This is a genomic window from Tsuneonella aeria, assembly GCF_009827495.1.
Lineage (GTDB): Bacteria > Pseudomonadota > Alphaproteobacteria > Sphingomonadales > Sphingomonadaceae > Tsuneonella > Tsuneonella aeria.
Window position 1 is genome coordinate 162571 of sequence record NZ_WTZA01000002.1, and the last position, 24213, is coordinate 186783.

The 24213-nt window shown below is 67.9% G+C and carries 21 protein-coding genes; 6 read left to right on the forward strand and 15 right to left on the reverse strand.

Features of this window, described 5'->3' with window-relative positions; genetic code table 11:
- The first annotated feature begins 69 nt into the window (after positions 1-69).
- On the forward strand, positions 70-3486 hold the full coding sequence (locus tag GRI40_RS11295) for an amidohydrolase family protein (protein WP_160611689.1): 3417 nt from the start codon (positions 70-72) through the stop codon (positions 3484-3486).
- A gap of 30 nt (positions 3487-3516) precedes the next feature.
- Here GRI40_RS11295 and GRI40_RS11300 read toward each other — a convergent pair whose 3' ends face one another.
- From GRI40_RS11300 to GRI40_RS11330, 7 genes are all read right to left on the reverse strand, one after another.
- The gene (locus tag GRI40_RS11300) at positions 3517-4866 is read right to left on the reverse strand and encodes a methyl-accepting chemotaxis protein (RefSeq protein WP_160611690.1); all 1350 of its coding nucleotides are present in this window, start codon (positions 4864-4866) and stop codon (positions 3517-3519) included.
- Complete coding sequence (locus tag GRI40_RS11305; protein ID WP_337190557.1) at positions 4863-6386, reverse strand: putative bifunctional diguanylate cyclase/phosphodiesterase; 1524 nt, start codon at positions 6384-6386, stop codon at positions 4863-4865. The genes GRI40_RS11300 and GRI40_RS11305 overlap by 4 nt, the downstream gene beginning before the upstream one ends.
- Before the next feature lie 82 nt (positions 6387-6468).
- Positions 6469-7332 (reverse strand): CheR family methyltransferase, encoded by an 864-nt coding sequence (locus GRI40_RS11310; RefSeq protein ID WP_160611691.1) that lies wholly within the window; start codon positions 7330-7332, stop codon positions 6469-6471.
- Entirely contained in the window at positions 7329-8429 is a 1101-nt protein-coding gene (cheB, locus tag GRI40_RS11315; protein ID WP_237489158.1) for a chemotaxis-specific protein-glutamate methyltransferase CheB, read from the reverse strand. The genes GRI40_RS11310 and cheB overlap by 4 nt, the downstream gene beginning before the upstream one ends.
- A 10-nt stretch (positions 8430-8439) precedes the next feature.
- Positions 8440-8805: a response regulator gene (locus GRI40_RS11320; protein WP_160611693.1), complete on the reverse strand. Its 366-nt coding sequence runs from the start codon at positions 8803-8805 to the stop codon at positions 8440-8442.
- 68 nt (positions 8806-8873) lie between these two features.
- Positions 8874-9302 (reverse strand): chemotaxis protein CheW, encoded by a 429-nt coding sequence (locus tag GRI40_RS11325; RefSeq protein ID WP_160611694.1) that lies wholly within the window; start codon positions 9300-9302, stop codon positions 8874-8876.
- Entirely contained in the window at positions 9299-11644 is a 2346-nt protein-coding gene (locus tag GRI40_RS11330; RefSeq protein ID WP_160611695.1) for a chemotaxis protein CheA, read from the reverse strand. Before GRI40_RS11330 ends, GRI40_RS11325 begins: the two co-directional genes overlap by 4 nt.
- Positions 11645-11851: 207 nt before the next feature.
- Here GRI40_RS11330 and GRI40_RS11335 point away from each other — a divergent pair, with 207 nt between their 5' ends.
- The gene (locus GRI40_RS11335; RefSeq protein WP_160611696.1) at positions 11852-12391 is read left to right on the forward strand and encodes a (2Fe-2S)-binding protein; all 540 of its coding nucleotides are present in this window, start codon (positions 11852-11854) and stop codon (positions 12389-12391) included.
- 16 nt (positions 12392-12407) lie between these two features.
- Here GRI40_RS11335 and GRI40_RS11340 read toward each other — a convergent pair whose 3' ends face one another.
- Positions 12408-13769 (reverse strand): MFS transporter, encoded by a 1362-nt coding sequence (locus GRI40_RS11340; RefSeq protein WP_237489159.1) that lies wholly within the window; start codon positions 13767-13769, stop codon positions 12408-12410.
- 111 nt (positions 13770-13880) lie between these two features.
- Between GRI40_RS11340 and GRI40_RS11345 the strand changes: the two genes are divergently transcribed.
- Positions 13881-14507, forward strand: a complete 627-nt coding sequence (locus tag GRI40_RS11345) for a class I SAM-dependent methyltransferase (protein WP_160611697.1) — start codon at positions 13881-13883, stop codon at positions 14505-14507.
- A 4-nt stretch (positions 14508-14511) separates the two neighbouring features.
- Here the strand turns inward: GRI40_RS11345 and GRI40_RS11350 are convergent, their stop codons facing one another.
- Positions 14512-15339 carry a DUF7847 domain-containing protein gene (locus tag GRI40_RS11350; protein WP_160611698.1) on the reverse strand — a complete coding sequence of 276 codons (828 nt, stop codon included), beginning with the start codon at positions 15337-15339 and terminating at the stop codon, positions 14512-14514.
- 68 nt (positions 15340-15407) lie between these two features.
- Between GRI40_RS11350 and lipB the strand changes: the two genes are divergently transcribed.
- Both lipB and GRI40_RS11360 read left to right on the forward strand, forming a co-directional pair.
- Complete coding sequence (lipB, locus tag GRI40_RS11355; RefSeq protein ID WP_160611699.1) at positions 15408-16076, forward strand: lipoyl(octanoyl) transferase LipB; 669 nt, start codon at positions 15408-15410, stop codon at positions 16074-16076.
- Entirely contained in the window at positions 16073-16414 is a 342-nt protein-coding gene (locus tag GRI40_RS11360; protein ID WP_160611700.1) for a hypothetical protein, read from the forward strand. Before lipB ends, GRI40_RS11360 begins: the two co-directional genes overlap by 4 nt.
- Before the next feature lie 2 nt (positions 16415-16416).
- Here GRI40_RS11360 and GRI40_RS11365 read toward each other — a convergent pair whose 3' ends face one another.
- Entirely contained in the window at positions 16417-17529 is a 1113-nt protein-coding gene (locus tag GRI40_RS11365) for an oxidoreductase (protein WP_160611701.1), read from the reverse strand.
- A 54-nt stretch (positions 17530-17583) separates the two neighbouring features.
- On the opposite strand from GRI40_RS11365, the gene GRI40_RS11370 reads away from it, so the two are divergent.
- Positions 17584-18474: a DMT family transporter gene (locus GRI40_RS11370; RefSeq protein ID WP_160611702.1), complete on the forward strand. Its 891-nt coding sequence runs from the start codon at positions 17584-17586 to the stop codon at positions 18472-18474.
- A 6-nt stretch (positions 18475-18480) separates the two neighbouring features.
- Here GRI40_RS11370 and GRI40_RS11375 read toward each other — a convergent pair whose 3' ends face one another.
- The 5 genes from GRI40_RS11375 to GRI40_RS11395 all read right to left on the reverse strand — a co-directional run bounded on the left by GRI40_RS11375 (position 18481) and on the right by GRI40_RS11395 (position 24184).
- The gene (locus GRI40_RS11375) at positions 18481-20622 is read right to left on the reverse strand and encodes a prolyl oligopeptidase family serine peptidase (protein WP_160611703.1); all 2142 of its coding nucleotides are present in this window, start codon (positions 20620-20622) and stop codon (positions 18481-18483) included.
- A gap of 64 nt (positions 20623-20686) precedes the next feature.
- Positions 20687-21676, reverse strand: coding sequence for a quinolinate synthase NadA (nadA, locus tag GRI40_RS11380; protein WP_160611704.1), 990 nt, complete (start codon positions 21674-21676; stop codon positions 20687-20689).
- A 78-nt stretch (positions 21677-21754) separates the two neighbouring features.
- Positions 21755-22495 carry an adenylate cyclase gene (locus tag GRI40_RS11385; RefSeq protein ID WP_160611705.1) on the reverse strand — a complete coding sequence of 247 codons (741 nt, stop codon included), beginning with the start codon at positions 22493-22495 and terminating at the stop codon, positions 21755-21757.
- Between the two features lie 121 nt (positions 22496-22616).
- A complete protein-coding gene (locus GRI40_RS11390) occupies positions 22617-23309 on the reverse strand; it encodes a DUF4230 domain-containing protein (protein ID WP_160611706.1) in 693 nt (230 codons plus the stop codon).
- Positions 23294-24184 (reverse strand): MBL fold metallo-hydrolase, encoded by an 891-nt coding sequence (locus GRI40_RS11395; protein ID WP_160611707.1) that lies wholly within the window; start codon positions 24182-24184, stop codon positions 23294-23296. The genes GRI40_RS11390 and GRI40_RS11395 overlap by 16 nt, the downstream gene beginning before the upstream one ends.
- Between the last annotated feature and the right edge of the window lie 29 nt (positions 24185-24213).

Consider the following 24213-nt stretch of genomic DNA (forward strand, 5'->3'; position numbering starts at 1 on the left):
TCGAAAGGCGGGGGTGACGGGCGCGGCCGACCGCCTTAGGAACCGGCAAACACGCCTTGGGGGACAATCATGAAATATTCCGTCGCGTCCGTTCTTGCCCTGGTGCTCGCATCGGGCATCGCTCACGCGCAGGAGGGTGCGCCCCAACCGGCGGAAAAGCCGGTGGAAGCGACCGAAGCGCCGGAGAACCGGGCGACCGATCCCGATGCGGAGGTTGGCGAGTTGCCCGCGCCCGGCAGCGGCCAGCCCGCCGCCGTGGTTCCGACCAGTGCTGTCCCGCCGGCGGCGACGCCTGCAAAATGGGATGTCTCCGCTCCGCGCGGCGCGACCTTGCGCCAGGTGCCGATCCGCACGGACGAGGGCACGTGGATGGACGTCGACGTTTCGCCCGATGGGCGCACGGTGGCATTCTCGCTCCTCGGGGACATTTACACGATGCCGATCACGGGCGGGGTGCCAACGCGCATCAGCGAGGGCCTGGCGTGGGACGTGCAGCCCAGGTTCTCCCCCGACGGGCGCCGGATCGCGTACGTCTCGGACCGCGGCGGCGGCGACAACATCTGGCTGATGAATTCCGACGGCACCGGATCGGTGGCGCTGACCAAGGAAGACTTTCGCCTGCTCAATCAGCCGAGCTGGAGCCCGGACGGACAGTACATCGTCGCCAAGAAGCACTTCACTACCGGCCGTTCGCTCGGCACGGGCGAAGTGTGGCTGTATCACGTCGGTGGTGGCGGCGGGGTCAAGCTCGTCGCGCGGCCTAACGAGCAGCACCAGAAGGAACTGGGCGAGCCCACGTTCGCCCCGGACGGCAAGTCCGTCTACTTCACACGCAACAATACGCCCGGACCCATCTTCGAATACGCGCAGGATTCGACGCAGGGCATCTTCGAGATCGAGCGTTACGAGATTGCGACCGGCCAGACGACCACTGCGGTGTCAGGGTTCGGCGGTGCGGTGCGTCCGGCGCCTTCGCCTGACGGGAAGAGCATCGCCTTCGTTCGGCGCGATGCTGGCAAGACAGGGTTGTGGGTGAAAGACCTCGCCAGCGGCATAGAGCGCAAGATCTACGACGATCTCGACCGGGACGTGCAGGAGACCTGGGCCGTCACCGGTGTCTATCCGAACATGGACTGGACGCCCAACAGCCGCTCGATCGTCTTCTGGTCTGGCGGCAAGCTGCGGCGCATCGGCGCAGACGGCGGGGCCGCGGCTGAAATCCCGTTCCGCATCGACGACAGCCGCGCCGTGGCGAACGCGCCGCACCCGCGCATCCCGGTGGGCGAGGACACGGTGACCAACCGCATGGTTCGCTTCGCCGCCGTTTCGCCCGACGGGCGGCAGGTTGTCTACGAATCGCTTGGCCAGCTTTACGTGAAGCCTATGGCGGGCGGGACCGCACGGCGTCTCGTTTCGGGCGGCGGCGACGCGCTCGAGATGTACCCGGCATGGTCGCGCGACGGACGCCAGATCGCGTTCGTCTCGTGGACCGACGCCGGCCTCGGCAAGCTGATGACGGTGAGTGCCGGGGGCGGTTCTGCGCGTACGCTGACCAGTCAGCCCGGTCACTATGCCAATCCCGCGTTTTCGCCGGACGGACGCACCATCGTGTTCGAAAAACGCGGCGGCGGCTCGCTCACCTCTCCGGACTGGTCGGAGAACCCGGGCGTCTACCGCGTGGCGGCGAGCGGCGGCACGCCGGAACTGATCGGCCGCGGAAACGGCGCGCCGCACTTCGGGGCGGAGGCGGACCGCGTGTTCATGGTCGGCAGCAGCGGGGGCAAGTACCAGCTCGTCTCGACCGACCTCAATGGTGAGGCGAAGCGGGTGCATGCCGAAGGCGAGCTGGCGAACGATTTCCGCGTCTCGCCCGATGGGCGCACGATCGCCTTCCGCCAGAATTACGAGATCTTCGCGATGCCGCTCATGCCCGGCGGGCTCGCAGTGGCGGTGGACGAGAAGGGCGGGGCGCTTCCGATCACCAGGGTTTCATCCGGCGGCGCCGAATGGATGCATTGGTCGGGCGGCGGATCGCAGCTTCACTGGAGCATGGGGCCAACGGTGTTTTCGGCACCGCGAAACGCCTTCTTCGCCAATGCACCGCAAGGCGCGGACGCGCCAAAGTTCGTGCCGCCGGCGAACGGCGTGTCGCTGGCGCGCACGGTGCCGGCGGACAAGCATCGCGGGACCGTGGCCCTCGTCGGCGCGCGCGTCCTGACGATGGCCGGCGAAGGCGCCGGGGCGATCGAAGACGGCGTGATCGTCATTAACGATGACCGGATCACGGCGATCGGCCCGCGCGCATCCACCCCTGTCCCGGCGGGCGCCCGGGTGGTCGATGTCACCGGGAAGACGGTCATGCCGGGCCTGATCGATGCCCACGCGCACGGCCCGGAGGGGGAGGGCGACCTCATCCCCCAGCAGAACTGGGCGCACCTCCAGACGCTCGCGCTCGGCACGACCACTGTGCACAATCCCAGCGCACAGGCGAGCCAGATTTTCGCGGCGTCGGAACGCCAGCGGGCGGGCCTCATGCTCGCCCCGCGCATCTTCTCGACCGGCGAGATCGTCTATGGCGCGAAGGCGGCGGACGTGTACGCCCGGATCGACAATTATGAAGACGCGCTGGCGCACGTGCGCCGGATCAAGGCGCAAGGCGGCGTCTCGATCAAGAACTACAACCAGCCCAGGCGCGAACAGCGCCAGCAGGTGGTGGCCGCGGCCCGCGCCGAGAACATGCTGGTCGTGGCGGAAGGGGGCAGCCTTTACGGCATGGACATGAACCTGGCGGTCGACGGCAATTCGACCGTCGAGCACAACGTCCCGGTCGAGCATTTCTACGAAGACATGCTGCAGCTATGGGCCGGGACCCAGGCGAACTACACGCCCACGCTGGTGGTGACGTACGGCGGCCTCGCAGGCGATCCATACTGGCGGCAGGCGACCAACGTCTGGGAAAACCCGCTGATGATCCACACCCCGCCCAAGCAGCTGCTGGCGGCCACCGCCCGGCGCACGACCGCGCCGGAGTGGGCATTCGTCGATGACGAGAACGCGCGCGAGGCGAAGAAGCTGGCGGATCGCGGCGTCAAGGTCAGCATCGGCGCCCACGGTCAGCAGCCGGGCATTGCGGCGCACTGGGAACTGTGGAGCTTCGTGCGTGGCGGTATGACCCCGGTGGAAGCGTTGCGGGCCGGGACGATCGTTTCAGCGCAGTCGCTGGGCATGGACCGGGACATCGGCAGCCTCGAACCCGGCAAGCTGGCCGACCTGCTGGTGCTCGATGCCGACCCCAGCGTGGACATTCGTAACTCGGACAAGATCACCCGGGTGATGCTGGGCGGGCGCATGTACGATGCCCGGACGATGAACGAGGTCGAGACGGGCAGCGCACGCCGCGCGCCCTACTGGTGGGAAAATGCCGCCGGCACCGGCTCCGCCACACCCGGACGGGCGACCGCCGAAAGCCACGGCGACGGCGACTAGCGCCGCCTCAACAGTTCGTTCGCGCGGCGATCAGGCCGCGCGGACGTGCCGGAGAAATCCGTCGACCTTGGCGCGCAGGCCGGCGGCCTGGCCTTTCAGTTCGCTGGCGGAGCTCAGCACCTGGGCCGAAGTCGCGCCCGTCGCGAGCGCGGTATCGCGCACCTGGGCGACCGTGGCGTTGACTTCCCCGCTGCCGCGCGCGGCGGTATCGATGTTGCGCGCCAGTTCCTGCCCGGCAACCGACTGCTGATCGACCGCCGAAGCGATGGAGACCGCTGTCGCTTCAAGCTGCTGGATCTGGTCCGCGATCGATTGGAGCGCGGAAACGCTCGCCCCGGTCGAATCCTGCATCGAGCGGATTTGCAATGCGACTTCCTCCGTCGCCTTGCTGGTCTGCGCGGCAAGTTCCTTCACTTCGCTCGCGACCACGGCAAAGCCCCGGCCCGCCTCCCCGCTGCGGGCAGCCTCGATCGACGCGTTGAGCGCCAGCAAGTTGGTGCGCCGTGCGATCGAGCCGATCAGTTCCACGATCTCGCCGATCTGGTCCGCCGAATGTGCCAGTGCCTTGACCGTGCAGTCGGCCGTTTCGGCCGCCACGGTCGCTTCGCGGGCAAGGCCGGCCGATTGCGCGGCCTGGCGGCTGATCTCTCCGATCGACATGGCGAACTCGTCGCTCGCCGCCGCCGCGGCCGACACGCCGCTCGTGGCGTCGTTCATCGCGTGGGAGACGAGATCGACCTGGCGGGCGGACTGGTCCGCGGCCGACGCCATCCCGGTGGCGGCGCTTTCGAGCTGGTCGGCGGCAGTCGCAACGGCGGTGACGACGTTACCGATCTCGCGCTCGAAATCGCCGCTCAACTTGAGGAGCATCCGTTGCTGTTCGGCACGCGCTTTCTTGCGCGCCTCGAACATTTCGTCGAGCTTCAGCCCCGACTTGAGGAACACCTCGAAAGAGCGCGCCATATCGCCGATCTCGTCCTGGCGGTGGGTGTTTTCGACGGTGAACGAGCGGTCGCCGTTCCCCAGCCGCCGCATGTCTTCGGAAAGCTTCGCCAGGGGCGCGGCCGTATCAATCACCATGCGGCGCAGCGCGACTCCACCCACGACGATCCCGGCCAGCCAAAAAATGACGATCGCGCCGCTCGCCGCGGCGCCGGGCAGCGCGCCCGAAATGCCGGCGGTCGCCAGGCCGGCCATCACGGTAATGCCGGCAAGGAGGCCCCCGACCACAACGAGCAACTTGCGCCGCAAGGGGAGTGCGTTGAACCAGCGCGCCGCGACCCAGCGGTTCTTGCCAGCCACGACCACGCCGTCCGCCAGCGCGACGTCGGCGATTTCGCTTTCCAGGGTGCCGGGAGCGATCGGGCTTATCGCGTTCATGCTGCTATCTTTCCATTGCCGGGTCCCCGCGGGACAACCTTGTCGAGATGCCCGGCCACTTCGGACGCGGGCATTGCCTTGTAATAGAGCCATCCCTGGATCTGATCGCATCCCGCGGCCCGCACCAGATCGGCTTGCTGCTGTGTTTCCACGCCTTCGGCTGTCACATCCATCCGCATCGCGCGGGCTACCGAAATGCTCGAAAGCATCATCGCGCGGCTGCCTTCGTCGCCCTGCGCCTGCGTGACGAGAGACCGGTCGAGCTTGAGTTTCTCGAACCGGAACTGGCGCAGGAATCCGATGGAGGCATAGCCCGTGCCGAAGTCGTCCAGCGAGATGTTGACGCCGAACCCGCGAATGAGATTGAGGCTGCGTTCGGCAACCACGGGATCGAGCACCAGGCAGGTCTCGGTGATCTCCAGCTCCAGGCGCCCGGGCGGGAAGCCGGTTTCTTCCAGGATCTGGCCCATCTGGATCGGGAATTCGGGATTGCGAAGCTGCGCGGCGGAAATGTTCACGGACAGGGTGATGCCTGGCCATGCGAGCGCGTCGCGGCAGGCGGTTTCCAGGACCCAGAGGCCAATGCTGTTGATGAGGCCCGATTCTTCGGCCACCGGAATGAAGACGTGCGGCCCGATCTTGCGACCGTCGGGGCGTTCCCAGCGGAGCAGGCATTCCACCGCGACGACCTTCCCGCTGCGCGCATCGACCAGTGGCTGGTAAACGGTGACGAACTCGCCCGCGACCAGAGCCTGGCGCAGCTCGTCGTCGAGCAGGCGTATCGATTCCCGGCTGCGATCGAAGTCGTCGGAAAACCAGGTGCACCGCATCTTGCCGCCGCGCTTGGACGCATACATCGCGACGTCCGACCGACGGAGCAATTCCGACGAGCCGAGACCGTCGAGCCCCGTCGATCGCGACAGGCCAACGCTTGCGCCGAGAACGATGCGGCGGTCGTCGACATCGATCGGCGCGGTCAGCCGGTCGATCATCCCGCGGCAGATGCCTTCGAGGATCGTGCCCGCGATGGAGCCGACCTTCAGCACCGCAAACTCGTCACCGCCGAGGCGGTAAACCCGCGCTTCGGCGCCGCAGATTTCCTTCAGCAATTCGGCACACCGGCACAGCGCGATGTCGCCCACGGCGTGGCCATAGTGGTCGTTCACCGACTTGAATCCATCGAGGTCGATCAGCGCGAGCGCGATCTCGTCGCCCGGGCGCGCGAGGCGGATGGCATCGTCATGCAGTGCGCGACGGTTCGGCAGGCCGGTCAGGCTGTCGCTGCGGCTCAGCCCTTCGAGCCGGAGCAGCGCGTTGAGGCCGATCCGGCCGAAGACGGCGACCGCCAATGCGTAGATCAGTGCGCCGACGGTGGCGATTGCCGTCAAGGTGGTCGCCGGAAGCTCTGCCCGAAGCAGCAGCAGGAGGGCGAAGATGCCGAATATTGCCGACAGCACAACGAGGGGCGCGAAGACGAGCACGCGGCTCCCCAGACCGTTCGGTTTTGCCGGTGCTGTCACCTCGACCCCCCATGACGCGGCTCGCGCGCATCCTTGGGGTAAACGCTTAGCCGCGATTGGCTAACGAGCCGTAAAGTGCGGGTCAGCGGGCGGACTGTGCCGGCGCCCGCGCGGCGTTCGGCGCCGCCGAAAGCGCGACCCGACGATAGAGGCCGCTGGTGTCGCACGTCGGCGCAAACGCATCGGACAGTCCGCGCGCCGATTCCCCCGCGCCGATCATCAGCCAGCCATCGCTCGCGCTTGCCTCGGCCAGGCGGGCGAATGCCCTCGTCCGGTTGGCGGCGGCGAAATAGAGCAGCAGGTTGCGGCACAAGATCAGGTCGAAGCGGCCCGGGTCCGGCGGCGCATCGAGTACGTTGCGACGTTCGAAGCGGACGCGGCGCGTCAGCGCGCGGCACGGACCCCACACGTTGCCCGGCTTCTCTTCGAACCACGAAAGCATCTGGCTCACGCCCAGGCCCCGCTGGATCTCGAACTGGGAGTAACAGCCGGATCGGGCGGTTTCGATCGCGCGTGCGGAAATGTCCGTTCCCAGGATGTCGATGCGCCACCCATCCCAGCGCTCGCGGTTCTCGGCGAACAGCATGGCGAGCGAGAGGACTTCCTGCCCGGTCGAACAACCTGCCGACCAGATCGCAAGCCTGCGGCTGTCCGCACGGCGCGCGGCCAGATCGGGCAGCACTTCTTTGGCGAGCAGGTCGAACATCACCTTGTCGCGGAAGAAATAAGTCTCGTTGTTCAGCAGCGCTTCGACCACGTCCTGGGCCAAAGTGTACTCGCGCGGGTCGGCAAGCAGGCAGACCAGCTGGTCGAGGTTGGCGATGCCGCGTTCCCGGAACACGCCCGCCAGCGCAGTTTCGATGCGCCACCGTCGGTTCGCGGCGAGTTGCTGGCCCGTCCGGGCATACAACAGGTCAGCGATAATGCGATGGGCGATCTCGCTCATGCCCGTTGCGCTTCCATGGGGGAGGCGAGCGCGGCCACCCGCAGCGCGATCTGGTCGGGCGGAAGGACCGCCGCTGCAAGTCCGGCGTCGGCTACAGCGCGCGGCATGCCCCACACGGCCGCGGTCGCCGCGTCCTGGGCAAACACGCTGCCGCCGGCCTGGACGAGTTGTTCGGCCCCGATGAATCCGTCGCGGCCCATTCCCGACAGGATCACCCCGATCGCGCGGCCGCCGGCCGCATCTGCGAGCGATTCGAGGAGAGGGTCCACCGAAGGCGTGCATCCGCTCGGCACGGCATGATGCGCGATCCCGGTGACGAGATCCGCTCCGCCCCTGCGCACGACCAGGTGTCCGTCGCCCGGCGCGACGTAGATATGGCCCGGCGCGATGGGCATTCCGGCAGAGGCGACCAGGGCCGGACGGCCCGACGCGTTGGCGAGTTGCCGGGCGAGCGTCGCCATGAAGCTTTCCGGCAGGTGTTGTGCCACCAGGATCGGCAGGCGAAAACTGCGCGGGAGCGCGCGGAGCATGAGGCACATCGCGTGGATGCCGCCCGTGGAGGCCCCTATAGCAAGCGCACGCGGCCTGTCCGTACCCCTGGCACGCTGGACGGGCACAGGCGGCGCTGCAACGGGCGATGCGGTCGCGCCGGCACGCGCGGCCAGGGCACGGATCTTGCCGACCAGAAGGCGGGCATAACCTTCGTCGAACTCGCCCGCGCGCGGCTTGAGCATCGTGTCCGCCGCCCCCATGGACAACGCCCTGAGCGTGTGTTCGGCGCCTTCCTCCGTCAGCGAGGAAACCACCAGCACCTGCCCGCCGCCGATCAGCTCGAGTATCCGGGGAAGCGCGCCGATGCCGCCCATGCCCGGCATCTCGAGGTCGAGCAGGACGACGTCGACCGGCGCTTCGGAAAGGCGCGCTATGGCCATTTCCCCGGTGGTGGCCTTGGCGACGATTTCCAGGTCCGCCTCGGCCTCCACGATACGCGAGAGGACGGTTCGCGCGACGAGCGAATCGTCGACGATCATCACCCGTTTGAGGTGCGCAGCTCCGCCGGGCCGCGGCGTGCCGACATGTCTGGCCTGCCGGTCCAAGACGGCCTGCTCAGGCGAAGCCGACGAGCTGTAGTTTGATCTGCAGCGTTTCGTGGTCGAACGGCTTCATCACGTATTCGTCCGCCCCGGCGCTGATCGCCTCGCGGATGTGGGCGACATCGTTTTCGGTGGTGCAGAACACCACCTTCGGGCGGTCGCCGCCTTCGCGCTTGCGCAGGGCCACGATGAATTCGATCCCGCTCATCACGGGCATGTTCCAGTCGAGCAGGATCACGTCGGGCATGGCCACCGCGCAGCGTTCCAGCCCTTCCTGGCCGTTTTCGGCTTCCTCCACCCCGAAACCCAGCGATTCGAGGATATGCCGCGAGACCTTGCGGATGACCCGCGAGTCGTCGACGATGAGGCATTGATTCATTGGCGGTGCGATCCCGTTGATTTATCGTGCGACGGTATAGCGCAAGCTGTAACCATCCTCTTAAGCCGTCAGGCGGCCGGGCCGGCGATCAGCGCGCCGAGGTCGAGCAGGAGTGCCGGCCCACGGTCGGTTTCGACCAGCCCCTTCGAAACCCGTGCCCACTGGTCGCCCATGTCGGCGGATATGACGGAGGCCGATCCGTGGCACTGGGCCACGTCCTCGATATCCTGCACCCGCAAGGCATACCGATGCCCGGCATGATCGACGACCGCGGCGCGCAGGTCAGCCGCCTTGTCGCGGGCATCTGCGAACCCGATCGCCGAAACCGCATCGATCACGGTCAGCGTGCTGGACCGCAAGGCAGTCATTCCCGCGATATGTGCCGGCGCCCGGGGGACGCGGTGCACATCCTCCAGCTCGACCACGGAGTGCACATCCATCGTGGGCAGCGCGACGCGGCGCCCCGCGATGGTCATGAGGAGAACCTGCCCGGTCATGCCGCTTTCCCGCTGCGAAGCGCCGTCAGCGCGGCAAGGAGGCCGGCCCGGTCGTAACGATAGAACGATCCCGGCAAGGTCGCCGCGCGGTCAGGGTCCGCGCACAGCGTGATGATCGCCTGCGCGGGCCCGCGGTCGCCCGTTGCGGCTTCGCTCGCGATGGCCACATCGGCCGACCCTTCGAAACTGTCGCCGACCACGCGGTAACCGGCGGATTCGATGAGCGGGGCAAGGATGGTGCGCGCCCATGGATCGCTGTCGTCCAGACGGCACACAGGGCGCTCCATCGTGCGGGGCGGGGCGGCGAATGTCGCGAAAAGCCAGTGAGGATCGATGAAGTCGGTCGGCAGCCCGCCCACCAGCGCCGTGCCTTCGATGGGGCCGGGGGCGCTCGCCGGAACGATGTCGTCCGCAAGCTCCACGGTGTCGAGAATGCGGTCGAACAGATAGGCGACCTCGGTGCCGCCATCGCTCAGGCGCAGGATGTTGACGAGGCCCTCCTCCGGGATCGGGCCGTCCACGCCCGCCAGCGCCAGGATCCGATCGTCGATGACCACGCGGGGCTGTTTGCCCGACAGGTCGAGCGCGCTTGCTTCGACCCGTTCCACCCGGTGGATGGCGCCGAGCCGTATGGCCCTGCGCGCGCCGTTGCAGCCGACGAAGAGAAGGGCGGGGATCGCCGCGGCCCGGTCCACCGTTCCGCTGGTTTCCACGATGCGGATGCGCTTGCCGGCTTCGCCAATCACCTTGGCTTCCCGCGCCAGCCCGGCAATGTCGAGCATCAGCACCGGCTTGCCGTCGTCCAGCAGAGTGCACCCGGCATAGACGCCGAGCGCCGTGAGCGCGGGAGCCAGCGGCTTGATGACCAGATCCTCGTGATCGTGGATGCGATCGACTGCCAGTGCGAACAGGTCGCCCGCGGCGAGGCGGATGAGCACCAGCGTGCACCGCGACGGATCGAATTCCGTCGCGAGGCCGAGTTGCACCGCCAGCGAAAGGCACGCGACCCGCCGGCCCCGGATCGTGGCGAGCACGGCATCGCCGGCCCGGGCGAATTCGAGATGGGCCGCCCGTCCGTGCACGATCTCGTCCACGTAGCTGCGCGGAATGGCGAACATCTGGTCCGCCGCCCGCACGGTGAGCGCAGGCACGATGCTGAGTGTCAGCGGCAGGCTGACGAGGATGCGCGTGCCCTGGCCTGGCACGCTCGACACCGTGATCGAACCGCCGACCCGTTCGATATTCGCGCGCACGACGTCCATGCCCACGCCCCGGCCGGAGACGGCCGTAACGGCTGCGGCGGTCGAGAGACCCGGTTCGAAGACGAGCGCGTTGCGCGCCTCGTCAGACAAGGTCTCCGCTTCCTTCGCGCTGACGATACCCGCGGCGACGGCTTTCTCCGTCAAGCGCGCTGCATCGATTCCGCGGCCATCGTCGCTGATCGCAAGCATGATCCGATTTCCGCTCTGGCGGGCGGAAATGGTGAGGGTGCCGATCTCGCGCTTGCCCGCGCCAAGCCGCTGCGACGGACTTTCGATCCCGTGGTCGATCGCGTTGCGGATGATGTGGGTGAGGGGATCGCGGATGGTCTCGATCATCTCGCGGTCGAGCTCCACCTCCCCGCCTTCCAGGTCGACCAGCACTTGCTTGCCCAGTTCCGCCGAAAGATCGCGCACCAGCCGGGGCAGCGCGCCGTAGAGGTGCTCGATCCGCTGCATGCGCATGCGCGTGACCGATTCGCGCACCTGGTCGAGAATGGCTGAAAGACGCTCGAACGGCCCCTGGACCGCCGGATCGCCATCGCTGCCGCGCATTCGCCGGGCCAGGTCGTTGCGGGCGAGCACCAGGTCGGACACGTTCGACATGACGCTGTCGAGCAGACCGACGGGCAGGCGAATGGACCGTTGCGCCGCGGCCGGCGTGCTGCGCGCGGCATCCTCGGGCGAAGACACCACGGCATAGTCGGCCGTTTCGTCCTGAGCGGCGAGCGCCGCGATCAGGAATTCATCCCCCCGTGACGGCAGTTCCTCGCCAGTTTCAATGGCATCGATCATCGCCGCGATCCGATCGATGATCGCGAGGACGGCGGTTACCAGCTGTGGGCTCGCAGTGCGGCGCCCTGCGCGTACTTCGGCCAGGGCATCCTCGGCCGCGTGGCTCAGCGCTTCCAGCCGCGGGAAATCGAAGAAACCGCAATTGCCCTTCACGGTATGGACGAAGCGAAACACGCTATCGAGGCGCGCCCGATCGGCCGGACACGCTTCCCACGCCACCAGCTCGCCGCCGATCGCAGTCAGCATCTCGCGCGTTTCGGCCAGAAACTCGGCCAGTAGATCGTCCATCGGCGCCCCCCGGTGTGCCCGCTCGTCCCTGCTATGGCGGCGCGATGGTTAACGGCGCGTAATCGCCGCGGCAGGCTGGTCGCCGGGCCGATGGCGTGCGATAGGCGGCCCGGGAACGTGCATCCCGGGAACGTGTGTCTCGGGGAACGAAAAGGGGGCGGTCGTGATGACCTGTCAGCGCTTGGAGGCAGGCGGAGGGGCCGGGCAATGACCGCTCTCACCGTGAACGGGCGGCCGGTCCGCTTCGATATCGACCCGCAGACGCCTTTGCTCCACGCCCTGCGCGAGGCGGCAAACCTCACGGGAACGAAATATGGCTGCGGCGTGGGCGACTGCCACGCCTGCACGATCATCGTCGACGGCGAGGCGCTGCGCAGCTGCCTGATCACCGTGGCGGAGGCCGAAGGGCGCCAGGTGGTGACGATCGAAGGCCTGTCGCCCGGCCGGACCCATCCCGTGCAGCAGGCTCTCGTCGCGGAGCAGGCAATCCAGTGCGGGTTCTGTACACCCGGCATCGCGATGGCGGCTGCCGCTCTCCTCGCGCGCAATCCGGACCCCTCGCCTTCGGATATCACGGCAGCCGTGCCGAACCTGTGCCGTTGCGGCGTCTATCCCCGGCTCGTGCGCGCGATTCAAAGGGCCGGGCGCGTGGCGCGGCGCGTGGAAACCATCAATGCGGCGCCCGCGCCCGGTATCGATCCGGGGGATGCCGCGCGCGCGGTTCCCGCCATGGACCGGGGCGCCTGACGCGGGCAGATTGCAGTCACGACCCGGCGGCATTTCCGTATTGCACGTCTGCCGGCAGCGACCGCCACGACATGAAAAGCACCACCGCGCACAGCGCACAGATCGTTGCGAAGCCGACCCATTCGTGATGGCCGTACAGCCAGACGCCCATCGCGGGGGCGAGGATATAGGCGGCGCCGTTGAGCGAGGCGGTGATCCCGCCGACCTGGCCTTGTTCCGCCCGCGTGACCGCCAGCGAGGCGCCGGCGGTGAAGCCGGGCCGGTAGAGGCCGAAGCCCATCGAGGCGATCGCCATGCCCAGCGCCATTGCATGGATGGTGTGCGAAAGCGCGAAGACCACGACGCCGAAGATGGACAGCGCCATGCCCCACAGCATCGACGCGCGCGGCCCCAGCTTCAGCAGCGGGATCATGCCCCACTGGGCCAGCAACGTCGCGATGGCGCCGCACATCAGCACCAGCCCGACCGGCCCCGCACCCGCATCTGGATCGCCGCGTAGGCCCAGCCGGTCGAGGATGAAGAACCCCACCAGACCCAGGAACGCAGCCTGCGCGTGGCCGCCGACAAGGCCGGTCACCAGCCAGGGCCGCAGGCGTCGGTCCTTCCATGAAAGTTCGGGTATCGCGGCCAGTTCCCGATCGTCATCCTGGTCACGCGACTTGCCGGAACTGGAATTGGCACTGAACGGTGCGGCCACGATGTCGCTGCGGGCGGCGAACATCGGATCGTCGTTCGGCATCATCACGCGCAGCGCGACGAGGACGATCCCCCCGATGATCGCGAAGGCGAAGAACGGTCCCACCAGGCCCGTCGCCGGGAACACCAGCAACGGGGCAAGGGCAGGGCCGATCACCGTGCCCAGGCCAAAGCTGGATGCGATCAGCGCCATCGCCTGGGTGCGCTCTGCCCGCGGCGTGCGGCTCGCGACATAGGCCTGCACCGCGGGCGGCGCGGCGGATCCGAATCCGCCGTAAAGGCTGCGGGCGGCGGCGAACAGAAGCAGGGTCCACAGGGCGGGCAGCGCGCCGGCGAGGCCGAACAGCAACACCGTTCCGCACAGGGCGAAGCTGGCAATGAAGCCGATCAGGCCGAGTGCCATCATCGCCTTGCGCCCGCGCCGGTCGGACCGCTTGGCCCAGAACGGCGCAAAGACGACCCACAGCAGCGCCGACCAGGTATAGGCAAGGCTGATCCAGACGTCGGCCACGCCAAGGGCCGTGCCGATCGAAGGCATGACCGATTGCATCGCCGTATTCCCCGCCGCGGTGACCAGCATCACCATGAACAGCAAGGCCATTCGCTGGCGGGAGATCGGTCGCGGGGCGGGGGCGGCCTGCTCCGGCGGGATTGTCTCGCTGGGAGGGGCGGGATCAGCCATCCCTTTGCGCTAGCCGCCGCGCGGCATGCTTGCAATCGGCGTGCGAAACTGCCAGTGCCCGCGTCCACTTGTGTGCCCTGCTACCGGGGCGACGGACAGGGCGCACCCGGCTTGCATACCCCCAACGACTTGGCGATCGCTCGCCCCGAACGGTTCGGACAGAAGGTTTCGCGGTTCTTCGGGCAGTGGGGCGTGTTCTTCCGCGGCTTCGTGGAACACCCCAAGATGGTCGGGTCGATCATCCCGTCGTCGCGCTTCACCATCGAAAAGATGCTGGCCCCGGTCAAATGGGACGAATGCCGCCTGTTCGTGGAATACGGGCCGGGCGTGGGCACGTTCTGCCGGCCGGTGCTGGAACGTCTGCGGCGCGATGGCGCGCTGATCGTGATCGACACCAACCCGCTCTACATCGACTACCTGAAGCGCACCATCGCCGACAGCCGCTTCCACGCAGTGCTGGGCAGTGCCGAAGACGTGGAAGCGATCGTCGCCTCGCACGGTTTCGATCACGCCGACTACGTGTTGTCGGGGCTGCCGTTCTCCACCCTGCCGGATGGAGTGGGGCCGGGCATCGCCGCCGCCACGCACCGGGTCCTGCGGCCGGGCGGCGCCTTCCTCGTCTATCAGTTCAGCGCCGCGGCGCGGGACTTCATGGCCAAGCACTTTCGCCGCATCGACAGCGGGTTCGAACCGCTCAACGTCCTGCCTTGCCGCCTGTTCTGGGGCTGGAAGGACTGATCCTTCAGTCGAAAGTTTCGCGCACCATTTCCGTCGAAGGGCCTGCGAGCTGGCGATAGATCGCCGCCAGCACCGCCAGGAACAGCGTGTAGAACACCGCGTTGACCAGGCTGCCGCCCACGGCCTGTCCCACCAGCGCGGCTTCCGCACCGCCGAGTGCGAACACCAGCCCGACGATCATGCTGAACACCCCGCCGACCACGGCCACCGCGATCAGCAGCAGGAACACGAAGGCGAAGATGCGCAGCGAATTGCCCTTGGTGAGTGACCATGACCGTCCCAGCGCGGCGATCGGATTGACCTGGTGTTCGATCGCGATGACAGCCGGCGTCAGCAGGAACTTGGTAAAAAGGTAAGCGAGCACGATCGCCGCCACGATGCCCACCAGGACGCCCACCGCGACGGAGGTTCCCACCCCGATGGCGATCGGGATCAGCAGCAGCAGGCCGAAGATCACGCTGATCAGCAGCTGCGCACCGAGATAGGGCAGGAAATACTTCGCCCCTAGCTTCAGCGCGTCGCCGACCGTCGGCCTCGTGCGATCGGTCAGCAGCGCCAGCAGCCCCATCATGCCAATGCCCTGGATCGCGGCAAGCAGCAGGAACACCCACCAGATGCCCATGTAGAATTCGGCCATCGCGGCGCCCAGCGCGTCGGGATCGGGGCTCGCCGTCTGGGCCGCTTCCAGCGCGGCCATTTCGCCGGAGAAGATGAGCATGAATGCCAGGTACGGCAGGAAGAAGAACACGCCGGCCACGATGGCGACGACCTGCCGGTTTGCCGCGAGCAGGCGGATCGCCTCGTTCCACGCGGCGCTCATGTCGAATTTCATCTGCGTGCTTCCCTCTCGCGGCGCTTTGGGTCTTGATAAGCGCCGCCGGGCCTTCCACGCAATCGCGGATGACGGAATATCTCCCGCCCGAGATCGAATTGCGCGTCAGTGATGGGCTTGTCCCCTATCGCGAGGCGCTGGCCGCGATGGAAGATCGGAACCGCGCGATCGCCGCAGGGGATGCGCGCGAGCTTGTCTGGCTGCTGGAACACCCGCCGGTCTATACCGCCGGCACCAGCGCCGGGACCGGGGAGCTGCTCGATCCCCGGTTCGAAGTGGTCGAGGCCGGACGGGGCGGCCGCTACACCTACCACGGCCCCGGACAGCGGATCGGCTACGTCCTGCTCGACCTCACCCGGCGCGGACGCGACGTGCGTGCATTCGTCCACGCTCTCGAAGGATGGGTGATCGACACTCTGGCCGACCTTGGCGTGGACAGCTGGCGCGCGCCGGGGCGGATCGGCATCTGGACGCGCGACGTGGACGGCGGCGAGGCGAAGATCGGCGCAATCGGCGTGCGCGTTCGCCGATGGGTCACCATGCATGGCTTCTCGGTCAACCTGGCGCCGGACCTCGGCCATTTCGGCGGGATCGTGCCGTGCGGAATCGCCGAATACGGGGTCACGAGCCTCGATCGCCTGGGCATACGTCTTGCGCCGGGCGCGTTCGATGCGGCATTGCTGGCCCGCGCAAGCCGCTTTTTCGCCGGCCTGAAACCCTGCAAGGAAAACCGATGAACCTGCCGATACGCCTTTCCGCCCTCGCCATGCTGGTGGCCCTGGCCGGTTGCGGCAGAGACGATGCCCCGGCGGAAGGGGAGCGCCGGACGGCGGCGGGGGAGGTCTTGGGCGGGACGATCACCGACGACATGCTGCCGCTCGACACCGTTCGTTCGCAATCCCCGTCGATGGCCAGTGCGGACGGTGCCGATGACGGCGAAGCGGACGAAGCCGCGGCGTCATCCGACGCGACCCGTCCCGCAGCATCGGCCGGCCCCGTCCCCGCCGCCAGCCCGAGCCCTGCGCCGGTGGAGACGCCGGAAGCCGGCGAGAACGCAACCGACACCGAAGGCTGAGATCAGCCCGTGGCGGCCACGCGCTCCTCGTCCATCGACGGATAGTCGACGTATCCTTCCGCGCCCGGGAAGTACCAGCTTCGCGGCACGTTCACGTTGGGCGCCAGTTCGGCGCCCGCACGGATGCGCTCCGGCAAGTCGGGGTTGGAAATGAACGGCCGGCCGAAGCTGACCGCATCGCAGCGCCCGCTTTCGATGTCGGCAACCGCGTTATCGGCCGCGTAATCGCTGTTGAGCACCAGCGGTCCATCGTAGATCGCGCGGATCACGCCATCCTGCTGCGGCACGTCGGTGCTGCCATATGTCCCGTCGGGGCCGGGCTGGCGAAGCTCCACGAACCCGATCCCGAGATCCTGGCACACGCGCGCGGCCGCGGCGAAGGTTTCGGCCGGGTTGCTGTCATCGCAGCCTTGCGTCTCGCCATTGGGCGACAGGCGCACGGACACGCGCCCTGCGCCCCAGACGTCGACGAGCGCGCTCAGCACTTCGCGAAGGAAGCGGCTGCGGTTCTGCGCGCTGCCGCCGTATTCGTCGGTGCGCAGGTTCGTTCCGTCGCGCAGGAACTGGTCGACCAGGTAGCCATTGGCCCCGTGCAACTGGACCCCGTCGAACCCTGCATCTTTCGCACATTGCGCGGCGTTGCGGTAATCGCCGACCACGCGCGCGATGTCCTCCTTCGACAGCGCCCGCGCGGGTTCGTAGTCCTGCCTCCCCGTGGGCGTGTGCGCATGGCCGGGCGCTGAGGTCGCGCTGGCGGAGACGGGCGGCTGGCCGTCCAGCATGCTGGGGTGCACCAGGCGGCCCATGTGCCATAGCTGCAGCACGATCGCGCCGCCGGCATCGTGGACCGCGTCCGTCACGGCCTTCCAGCCTTCCACCTGATCGCGGTTCCAGATTCCCGGCGCGTTGGGCCAGCCGCGCCCTTCCGCGCTGATCGCCGTCGCTTCGCTGATGATCAGCCCGGCGCTGGCGCGCTGGCGATAGTATTCGGTCATCAGATCATTGGGCACGGCCTCGGGATAGTTCGACCGGCCGCGGGTGAGGGGCGCCATGAGGATGCGGTTCTTCGCGTGGATTGCGCCCAGGTCGATCGGCTGGAACAAGGGTTCGTGCACCGGCGGTCATTCCTTTTCACTGGTTTCGTTTCGCAACGGAGCTAGGGGCAGGCCATGACCAGCGCAACCGAAGTGGCGGACAAGAAACCCTTTGCGCCCGGCGCATGGCACTTTGCGGCGCTGCTGGTTGGCAACGCGACGCTGGCGCTTGGTCCATGGCTCGTCCGGCTGGCCGACACGGGCCCGGTTGCGGCGGGCTTCTGGCGGATGCTGCTGCCGCTGCCGCTGTTCGTGTGGCTTGCCCTGAGAGAGCGTTCCGCCGGCCCACCTGCGCGGCGCAACGTCGTGCTGCTGCTCACCGCAGGCGCGTTCTTTGCCGCCGACCTTGCAAGCTGGCACATCGGCATCGAGCGGACCCGGCTCGGCAATGCCACCCTGTTCGGCAATTCGGGCAGCATCATCCTGATGGTCTGGGGCCTCATCGCGTTGCGCCGGGGGCCGTCGGGCCGCGAATGGATCGCGCTGGCCGCGGCGCTCGGCGGTGCAGCGGTCCTCATGGGGCGCAGCCTGGAGATTTCGACCGCGACGTTCGTCGGCGACCTGTTCTGCGTTCTGGCGGGGATATTCTACGTCTTCTACCTGCTGCCCGCCCAAGGTGCCCGCGCCACCATGGGCCAATGGAGCGTGCTGGCGCTGGTCTCCGCCTCCGCGGCGCCGGTGCTGCTCGGCATCGCGATCGTTCTGGGCGAACCGGTCTTGCCGGGCGCGGCGGGGTGGCTGCCCGTGGTGGCGCTGGCGGTGTCGAGCCAGGTGATCGGGCAAGGCCTGCTGGTCTTCGCGCTCAAGCACTTTCCGCCGCTCATCGTCGGCATGGCCCTGCTGACGCAGCCCGCGATCGCGGCGCTTGTCGGCTGGCTGGCTTTTGACGAGGTGCTCGGTCCGGCGGATATCGCCGGGATGGTCCTCGTCAGCGCCGCGCTGGTGATCGCTCGCCAGCGCAGCTAGCGCCCCTCACGGCGCGCTGCGATCCCCTTCGATCAGCACCCGCCTGAGATAGGCGTGGAGGAGCGCCGCGCGAACGGCGTCTTCGGCGTGATCCGCACCCACCGAATGGCCGCCTTCGCGGTATTCGTGGAAATAGACCGGCTGGCCGTATTCCATCAGGCGGGCCGCCATCTTGCGGGCGTGGCCGGGATGGACCCGGTCATCTTCGGTCGAGGAATAGAAGAACACCGGCGGGTACTGTATGCCCGGCTTCACCGCCTGGTAGGGGGAATAGCGCGAGATGAACGCCCAATCCTCCGCCACGTCGGGGTTGCCGTATTCCGCCGTCCACGATGCGCCCGCCAGCAGCTTGTTGTAGCGTTTCATGTCGAGCAGGGGCGAACCGATGATCGCCGCGCCGAACAGGTCGGGGCGCTGGGTGACGGCGACACCGGCCATCAGCCCGCCGTTGGACCGGCCCGAAACCGCGATCCTGCCCTTGGTGGACAGCCCGCGGGCCACGAGGTCTTCGGCCACGGCGTAGAGATCGTCATACGCGTTCTGGCGTTTCTCGCGCAGCGCATCCTCGTGCCATGCCGGCCCGTATTCGCCTCCGCCGCGGATATTGGCGATGACGTGGACCTGGCCGTCCTCCACCCACCATTTGGCGAGCGGTCCGGCGCGGTAGGGTTCGCTGGTGAGGTATGTCGGCGTCTGCGCGGCGCGGAACCCGCCATAGGCATGGATCAGCGCCGCGGCCGGTGCGGCCGCACCCTTCTTGCGCGCGACGAAATAGGGGACCCGCGTGCCGTCCTTCGATGTCGCGAAGAACTGCTCCACGTCGACCGTCGCGGCGTCGAACCGCGCGGGAAGCGATTGCACGGCCCTGGCCGCGCCATCGGCCGATACGGCGTAGAGCGTGGGCGGCAGGGTGAATCCCTGCGCGATGACATAGGCGGTATCGCGGGCATCGTCGCTCGATACCATCTCCAGGGTCGCGTTGGCGGGAAGGGCCGCGGTCCGGGCGCTCCAGCCCGCGGCTGACGGGCGCAGCGTGACGATCTTGCCCGCCACGTCGTCCAGCAGCGCCACCCAGATCGCGTTGTCCGTGGTCGCCACCGATTGCACGGCCTGGCGTCCGGTGGGCGCGAACACCAGGCTGGGCGCGGGGTTCCTGCCCGCTAGCGCCTCGGCAATCGGCCACGACACCACCGCGCCGGCGGGGAAGGCGTCCATCGGCTTGTTGAGATAGGCGATCAGCCTGCCGCCGATCACGCCCTGGATGTCGGCGGTATCGGGCACGGGCGTCCGCACCAGCGAGCCGTCATCGCGCAGCAGCCAGGTGTCGGAGGCATAGAAGCTGGTGCCCTGCGACACGAATGCATGGCGGGTGTCGCCGTCGAGGATCGAGAAGCCGCGAACGGCGATGTCGCCCGCCGCGCCCTCCTTGATCGTCGTCGCAGCGGCGAGCGGCGTGCCCCGCGTCCACCGCTTGACGATGCGCGGATAGCCCGAATCGGTCATCGCGCCCGGGCCCCAGTCCGTGCCCACCAGCAGCGTATCGGCATCGAGCCAGCTCGCGTCGCTCTTGGCGAGCGGTATGGTAAAGCCGCCCTCCACGAAGGACCTGGTCCGCCGGTCCCATTCGCGCACGACGTCGGCATCCGTGCCGCCCGGGCTGAGCGAGACGAGGCAGCGGTTGTAATCGGGCGCCAGGCAGTTCGCGCCGTGCCACACCCAGCTCTGCTCCTCCGCCTTGCCCAGCGCGTCCACGTCGATCAGGGTTTGCCACTGCGGTTTGCCGGCGTTGAAGGATGCCAGGGTCGCCTGGCGCCAGATCCCGCGTGGGTGGTCGGCATCGCGCCACAGGTTCGTGACCATGTCGCCGAACACCTGCCCGGGCCGGGCGATCTGGCTCTTGTCGTCGAGGATCGCGCGCGCTTCCGCGCGGTCTTTCTCGAAGCGCGGGTCGGCGGAAAGCGCGGCCATCGTGCGCGCGTTCCACTCTTCGACTTTCGCCAGCGCCGCCGCGCCGTGGATGTCTTCCAGCGCCAGGTAAGGGTCGTCCGCGGCCGGTGCCTCAGCCGCGGGAGGCGCGGATGCCGGGGGCGGTGTCGCGGTGCAGGCGGCGAGGGAGGCGAGGGCGGCGGCGGTCAGGACATGCTTCATGCTCGCCTTGCTAGGCGAGCCCCGCGCCCCGCGCCACCCTCGCGGTATCTCTGCGCGGTAACAGTCAACGCGGACCGAGGTCGCCCCGGCCGATCGTGCCGCTCGCCATCTCCAGCATCCGGTCGAGGCTCTTGCGCGCAGCCAGCCGCAGCGGCTCGGCGATCTCGATCCGGGGTTCGAGGTCACGCAGCGCGACGTAGAGCTTCTCCATCGTGTTGAGCGCCATGTAGGGGCAGATGTTGCAGTTGCAGTTGCCGTCCGCCCCGGGCGCGCCGATGAAGGTCTTTTCCGGGATCGCCAGTTCCATCTGGTGCATGATGTGCGGCTCGGTCGCGACGATCAGGGTGTCGCCTTCGAAGGTCTTGGCGAATTGCAGGATGCCGCTGGTCGAGCCCACGTAGTCCGCGTGATCGATGATCGCCGGCGGGCATTCGGGGTGCGCCGCCACGGGCGCGCCGGGGTGCTGGGCCTTAAGCTTGAGCAGCTCGGTCTCGCTGAACGCCTCGTGCACGATGCACACGCCCGGCCACAGCAGCATCTCCCGACCGAACTTGCGCGAAAGGTAGCCGCCAAGGTGCCGGTCGGGCCCGAAGATGATCTTCTGTTCGGGCGGGATCTGGCTGATGATCGTTTCGGCCGAGGAACTGGTCACGATCACGTCGCTCAGCGCCTTCACCTCCGTCGAGCAGTTGATGTAGGTGAGCGCGATGTGATCGGGGTGCGCCTCGCGGAAGGCCTTGAACTTTTCCGGCGGGCAGGAATCTTCCAGGCTGCACCCGGCGTCCATGTCGGGAAGGACCACGATCTTATCCGGCGAGAGGATCTTCGCGGTGTCGGCCATGAACTTGACCCCGCAGAACGCGATGACGGCGGCATCGGTATCGGCGGCCTTGCGGCTCAGCTCCAGGCTGTCGCCCACGAAGTCGGCGATGTCCTGGATTTCGGGCGTCTGGTAGTAATGGGCCAGGATGATCGCGTTGCGTTCCCTGCGCAGGCGGTCGATTTCGGCACGCAGGTCTGTTCCGGCGAGGGGTACGCGGGGCTGGTCAGTCATGTCCGTCCGTTCGGCAAGTGAGGTCCGTTTATCGGCATATATGCCGGAACGCGCGGAACGCGAGGGGTTCCGTGACCGCTAGCCCGCCAGCCGCTCTGCCAGGGTGACGAAGGGGCCCACGCGGCCCAGCACCTCGAGGGCCGCGTGATAGACGGTCACCACCAGCGCGCCGGCGATGGTGGCGGGGTGCACGGCCCCGAGGACCTGGCGATCGTGCCGCACGAGTACGGCGAATGCGGCAAGCTGGACGATCAGCACCACCCCTTCGGCCCAGGGCATGATCAGGGGCATGGGCAGCAGCCGCCCGAACGCCGGCTCCAGAATGGCGATGAACGAGGCGAGCATCAGCCGGCGGTGCCACTGCGTGTCGCGCCGCCGGGCGACCGCCCACCCGACCAGCCCGAGGAAGAAGACCGCGCCGAGCAAAGTCAGCGCGAGGAAATAGGGCGGCGTGAAGAACGGCGGCTGCCGCCCGTCGATCGCCGCGCCGATGCCGACCCAGCAGGCGGTCAGCGCCACGACCACCGCCAGCCAGGCACCCACGCGGCCGAGACGGCGGTGCTGAGCGATGCTCCCGCTTTCGACCAGGCGGTTCTGGACGACGAACAGGGCCAGCCACGCGAGCATCACGACGCCGTGGAAATGGGTCCGCAACGGTGCTGCGCGATAATCCACGAAACCGCGCAGCGCGAACTGGGCAAAGCCAAGCACGATGATCGCCGCGAGCACCATCGCGAACCTGGTGAAGAATGGCTGGTCGGCGCGAAAATTGCGCGCGGCCGGCGTGGCGATGTGCGCGTTGCCAGGAACGGTAGCCATGACGTTTCCCCTCACGAAAAAGCCGGCGACCTGTTCGTACTTATGCGTGAGGTTTCTACGCCGGGCGCCGCCCATGTCAATCGGGTGCCATCGCGGTCAGGCGCGGCCCTCAATGGCGCCGTCAGGATGGCGCGCGTTCCCCTTCGAACCGCACGCGCACCCTGGCGTTTTCATAGCCCGCCACTTGCAGCGGAATGGCAAGGTTCTGGCGCACCGCACCTTTGGCGGCGTCGCGGGCCAATGCCAGGACTTCCGGGTTCTTGGCGAACGCCGCCGCCCGCCGCTCCGCCTGCAAGGAATTGTTCCGCGACAGCTCCCGCTGGGCGCCGGCGGTCACCCAGGTCCCTTCGGTGAACACGCGCGACCGGGCTTCGTCGAGATTGGGCCGCGAAATGCGTAAGGGCGGCAACACGACATCGAGCGTCTGGCTGGCCGGATCCCACGCGAAGGCATCGCTGTCCATCGAACCGAGGTCGAGGCGATAGGTCACGGTCGCCGGTATGATCGTCGCCTGCCGGCTGCTCAATACGTCGATGCCCAGCACGCCATGGCTGTTGACGCTTTCTGCCACGATTTCGAACCGGCTGGAAAATACGTTGAGCGAGTTCTGCTTTTCGAACGCCAGCATGGCGCTCCCCACCGGGTCACCTTCCTCCTCGTAAAAGAATGCCCGCCATCCCAACCAGGCGACGGCGGCGATCAGCACGATCACCATCAGCCAGGGCGTGGCCTGGACGCGCATCAGCGGTCGCTGGTCGACCACCGGTTCGCGCAAGTCCGGGTCGGGGCGACGAGAGGTTATATTGCGGTCCATGAATCGCCTGAACGGCCGACCATCGCGCGGCGTTCCAGATCGATCAGGTGGGCGGTCACGCTCATTTCGGCCGCGCCGGCGAGCCGCGGGTCGAGCCCCTTGTACATCTTGGGCACGAATTGTGCGCCCGTGTGCGGCCCGTCTTCCCGCAGCAGGCGGACGATCTGGTTTTCGCGCTGTCGGCGGTGCCCGATCATCCCGCGGACGAGCTGGCGCGGATTGTCGATCTGGGGGCCGTGCGCGGGATAATAGACCCGGTCGTCCCGGGCGTAGAGCCTGTCGAGGCTGGCCATGTAGTCGGTCATGTCACCGTCGGGCGGAACCACCACGCTGGTGGACCAGCCCATGACATGGTCCCCGGTGAACAGCGCGCCCGTCTGCTCCAGGGCAAAACACAGATGGTTGGAGGTATGCCCCGGCGTGTGCACGGCGGTCAGCGTCCATCCCGGGCCGGTCATCGCCTCCCCGTCAGCCAGCACGCGATCGGGGGCATAGGCACTGTCGAACGCCGCATCGGCGCGGGGGCCCCACGCGGCAAGCGCTTCGTCGTCGAGCACGAGCGGCGCGCATCCGACGATCGGCGCGCCGGTACGGGCTGCGAGCGGGCGTGCCGCGGGCGAGTGATCGCGGTGCGTGTGCGTGCACATGATCGCGGCGACTTTTGCCGAGCCGGCCGCGGCCATGATCGCGTCGACATGGGCCGGATCGTCCGGCCCCGGATCGATGACCGCGATGCGCTCGCCGTCGCCGACCAGGTAGGTCTCCGTCCCGGTGAAGGTGTATGGCGAAGGATTTGGCGCAAGCACCCGCCGCACGAGCGGTTCGAGCGTTTCGGCAATGCCGGTCGGCCATGGTTTCGGGGGCGGTCCTGCCATCCTCGTCTCTTGCCCGCGCGATGCCGCGG

Excerpts from the sequence above, each read along its gene's own strand:
- lipB (WP_160611699.1), top strand. The coding sequence starts at position 15,408 with ATGACGGAATATCTCCCGCCCGAGATCGAATTGCGCGTCAGTGATGGG.
- GRI40_RS11330 (WP_160611695.1), bottom strand. The coding sequence starts at position 11,644 with ATGGACGATCTACTGGCCGAGTTTCTGGCCGAAACGCGCGAGATGCTG.
- GRI40_RS11390 (WP_160611706.1), bottom strand. The coding sequence starts at position 23,309 with ATGGACCGCAATATAACCTCTCGTCGCCCCGACCCGGACTTGCGCGAA.
- GRI40_RS11300 (WP_160611690.1), bottom strand. The coding sequence starts at position 4,866 with ATGAACGCGATAAGCCCGATCGCTCCCGGCACCCTGGAAAGCGAAATC.
- GRI40_RS11360 (WP_160611700.1), top strand. The coding sequence starts at position 16,073 with ATGAACCTGCCGATACGCCTTTCCGCCCTCGCCATGCTGGTGGCCCTG.
- GRI40_RS11295 (WP_160611689.1), top strand. The coding sequence starts at position 70 with ATGAAATATTCCGTCGCGTCCGTTCTTGCCCTGGTGCTCGCATCGGGC.
- GRI40_RS11320 (WP_160611693.1), bottom strand. The coding sequence starts at position 8,805 with ATGAATCAATGCCTCATCGTCGACGACTCGCGGGTCATCCGCAAGGTC.
- GRI40_RS11370 (WP_160611702.1), top strand. The coding sequence starts at position 17,584 with ATGACCAGCGCAACCGAAGTGGCGGACAAGAAACCCTTTGCGCCCGGC.
- GRI40_RS11340 (WP_237489159.1), bottom strand. The coding sequence starts at position 13,769 with ATGGCTGATCCCGCCCCTCCCAGCGAGACAATCCCGCCGGAGCAGGCC.
- GRI40_RS11385 (WP_160611705.1), bottom strand. The coding sequence starts at position 22,495 with ATGGCTACCGTTCCTGGCAACGCGCACATCGCCACGCCGGCCGCGCGC.
- nadA (WP_160611704.1), bottom strand. The coding sequence starts at position 21,676 with ATGACTGACCAGCCCCGCGTACCCCTCGCCGGAACAGACCTGCGTGCC.
- GRI40_RS11310 (WP_160611691.1), bottom strand. The coding sequence starts at position 7,332 with ATGAGCGAGATCGCCCATCGCATTATCGCTGACCTGTTGTATGCCCGG.
- GRI40_RS11350 (WP_160611698.1), bottom strand. The coding sequence starts at position 15,339 with ATGAAATTCGACATGAGCGCCGCGTGGAACGAGGCGATCCGCCTGCTC.
- GRI40_RS11395 (WP_160611707.1), bottom strand. The coding sequence starts at position 24,184 with ATGGCAGGACCGCCCCCGAAACCATGGCCGACCGGCATTGCCGAAACG.
- GRI40_RS11375 (WP_160611703.1), bottom strand. The coding sequence starts at position 20,622 with ATGAAGCATGTCCTGACCGCCGCCGCCCTCGCCTCCCTCGCCGCCTGC.
- GRI40_RS11335 (WP_160611696.1), top strand. The coding sequence starts at position 11,852 with ATGACCGCTCTCACCGTGAACGGGCGGCCGGTCCGCTTCGATATCGAC.
- GRI40_RS11325 (WP_160611694.1), bottom strand. The coding sequence starts at position 9,302 with ATGACCGGGCAGGTTCTCCTCATGACCATCGCGGGGCGCCGCGTCGCG.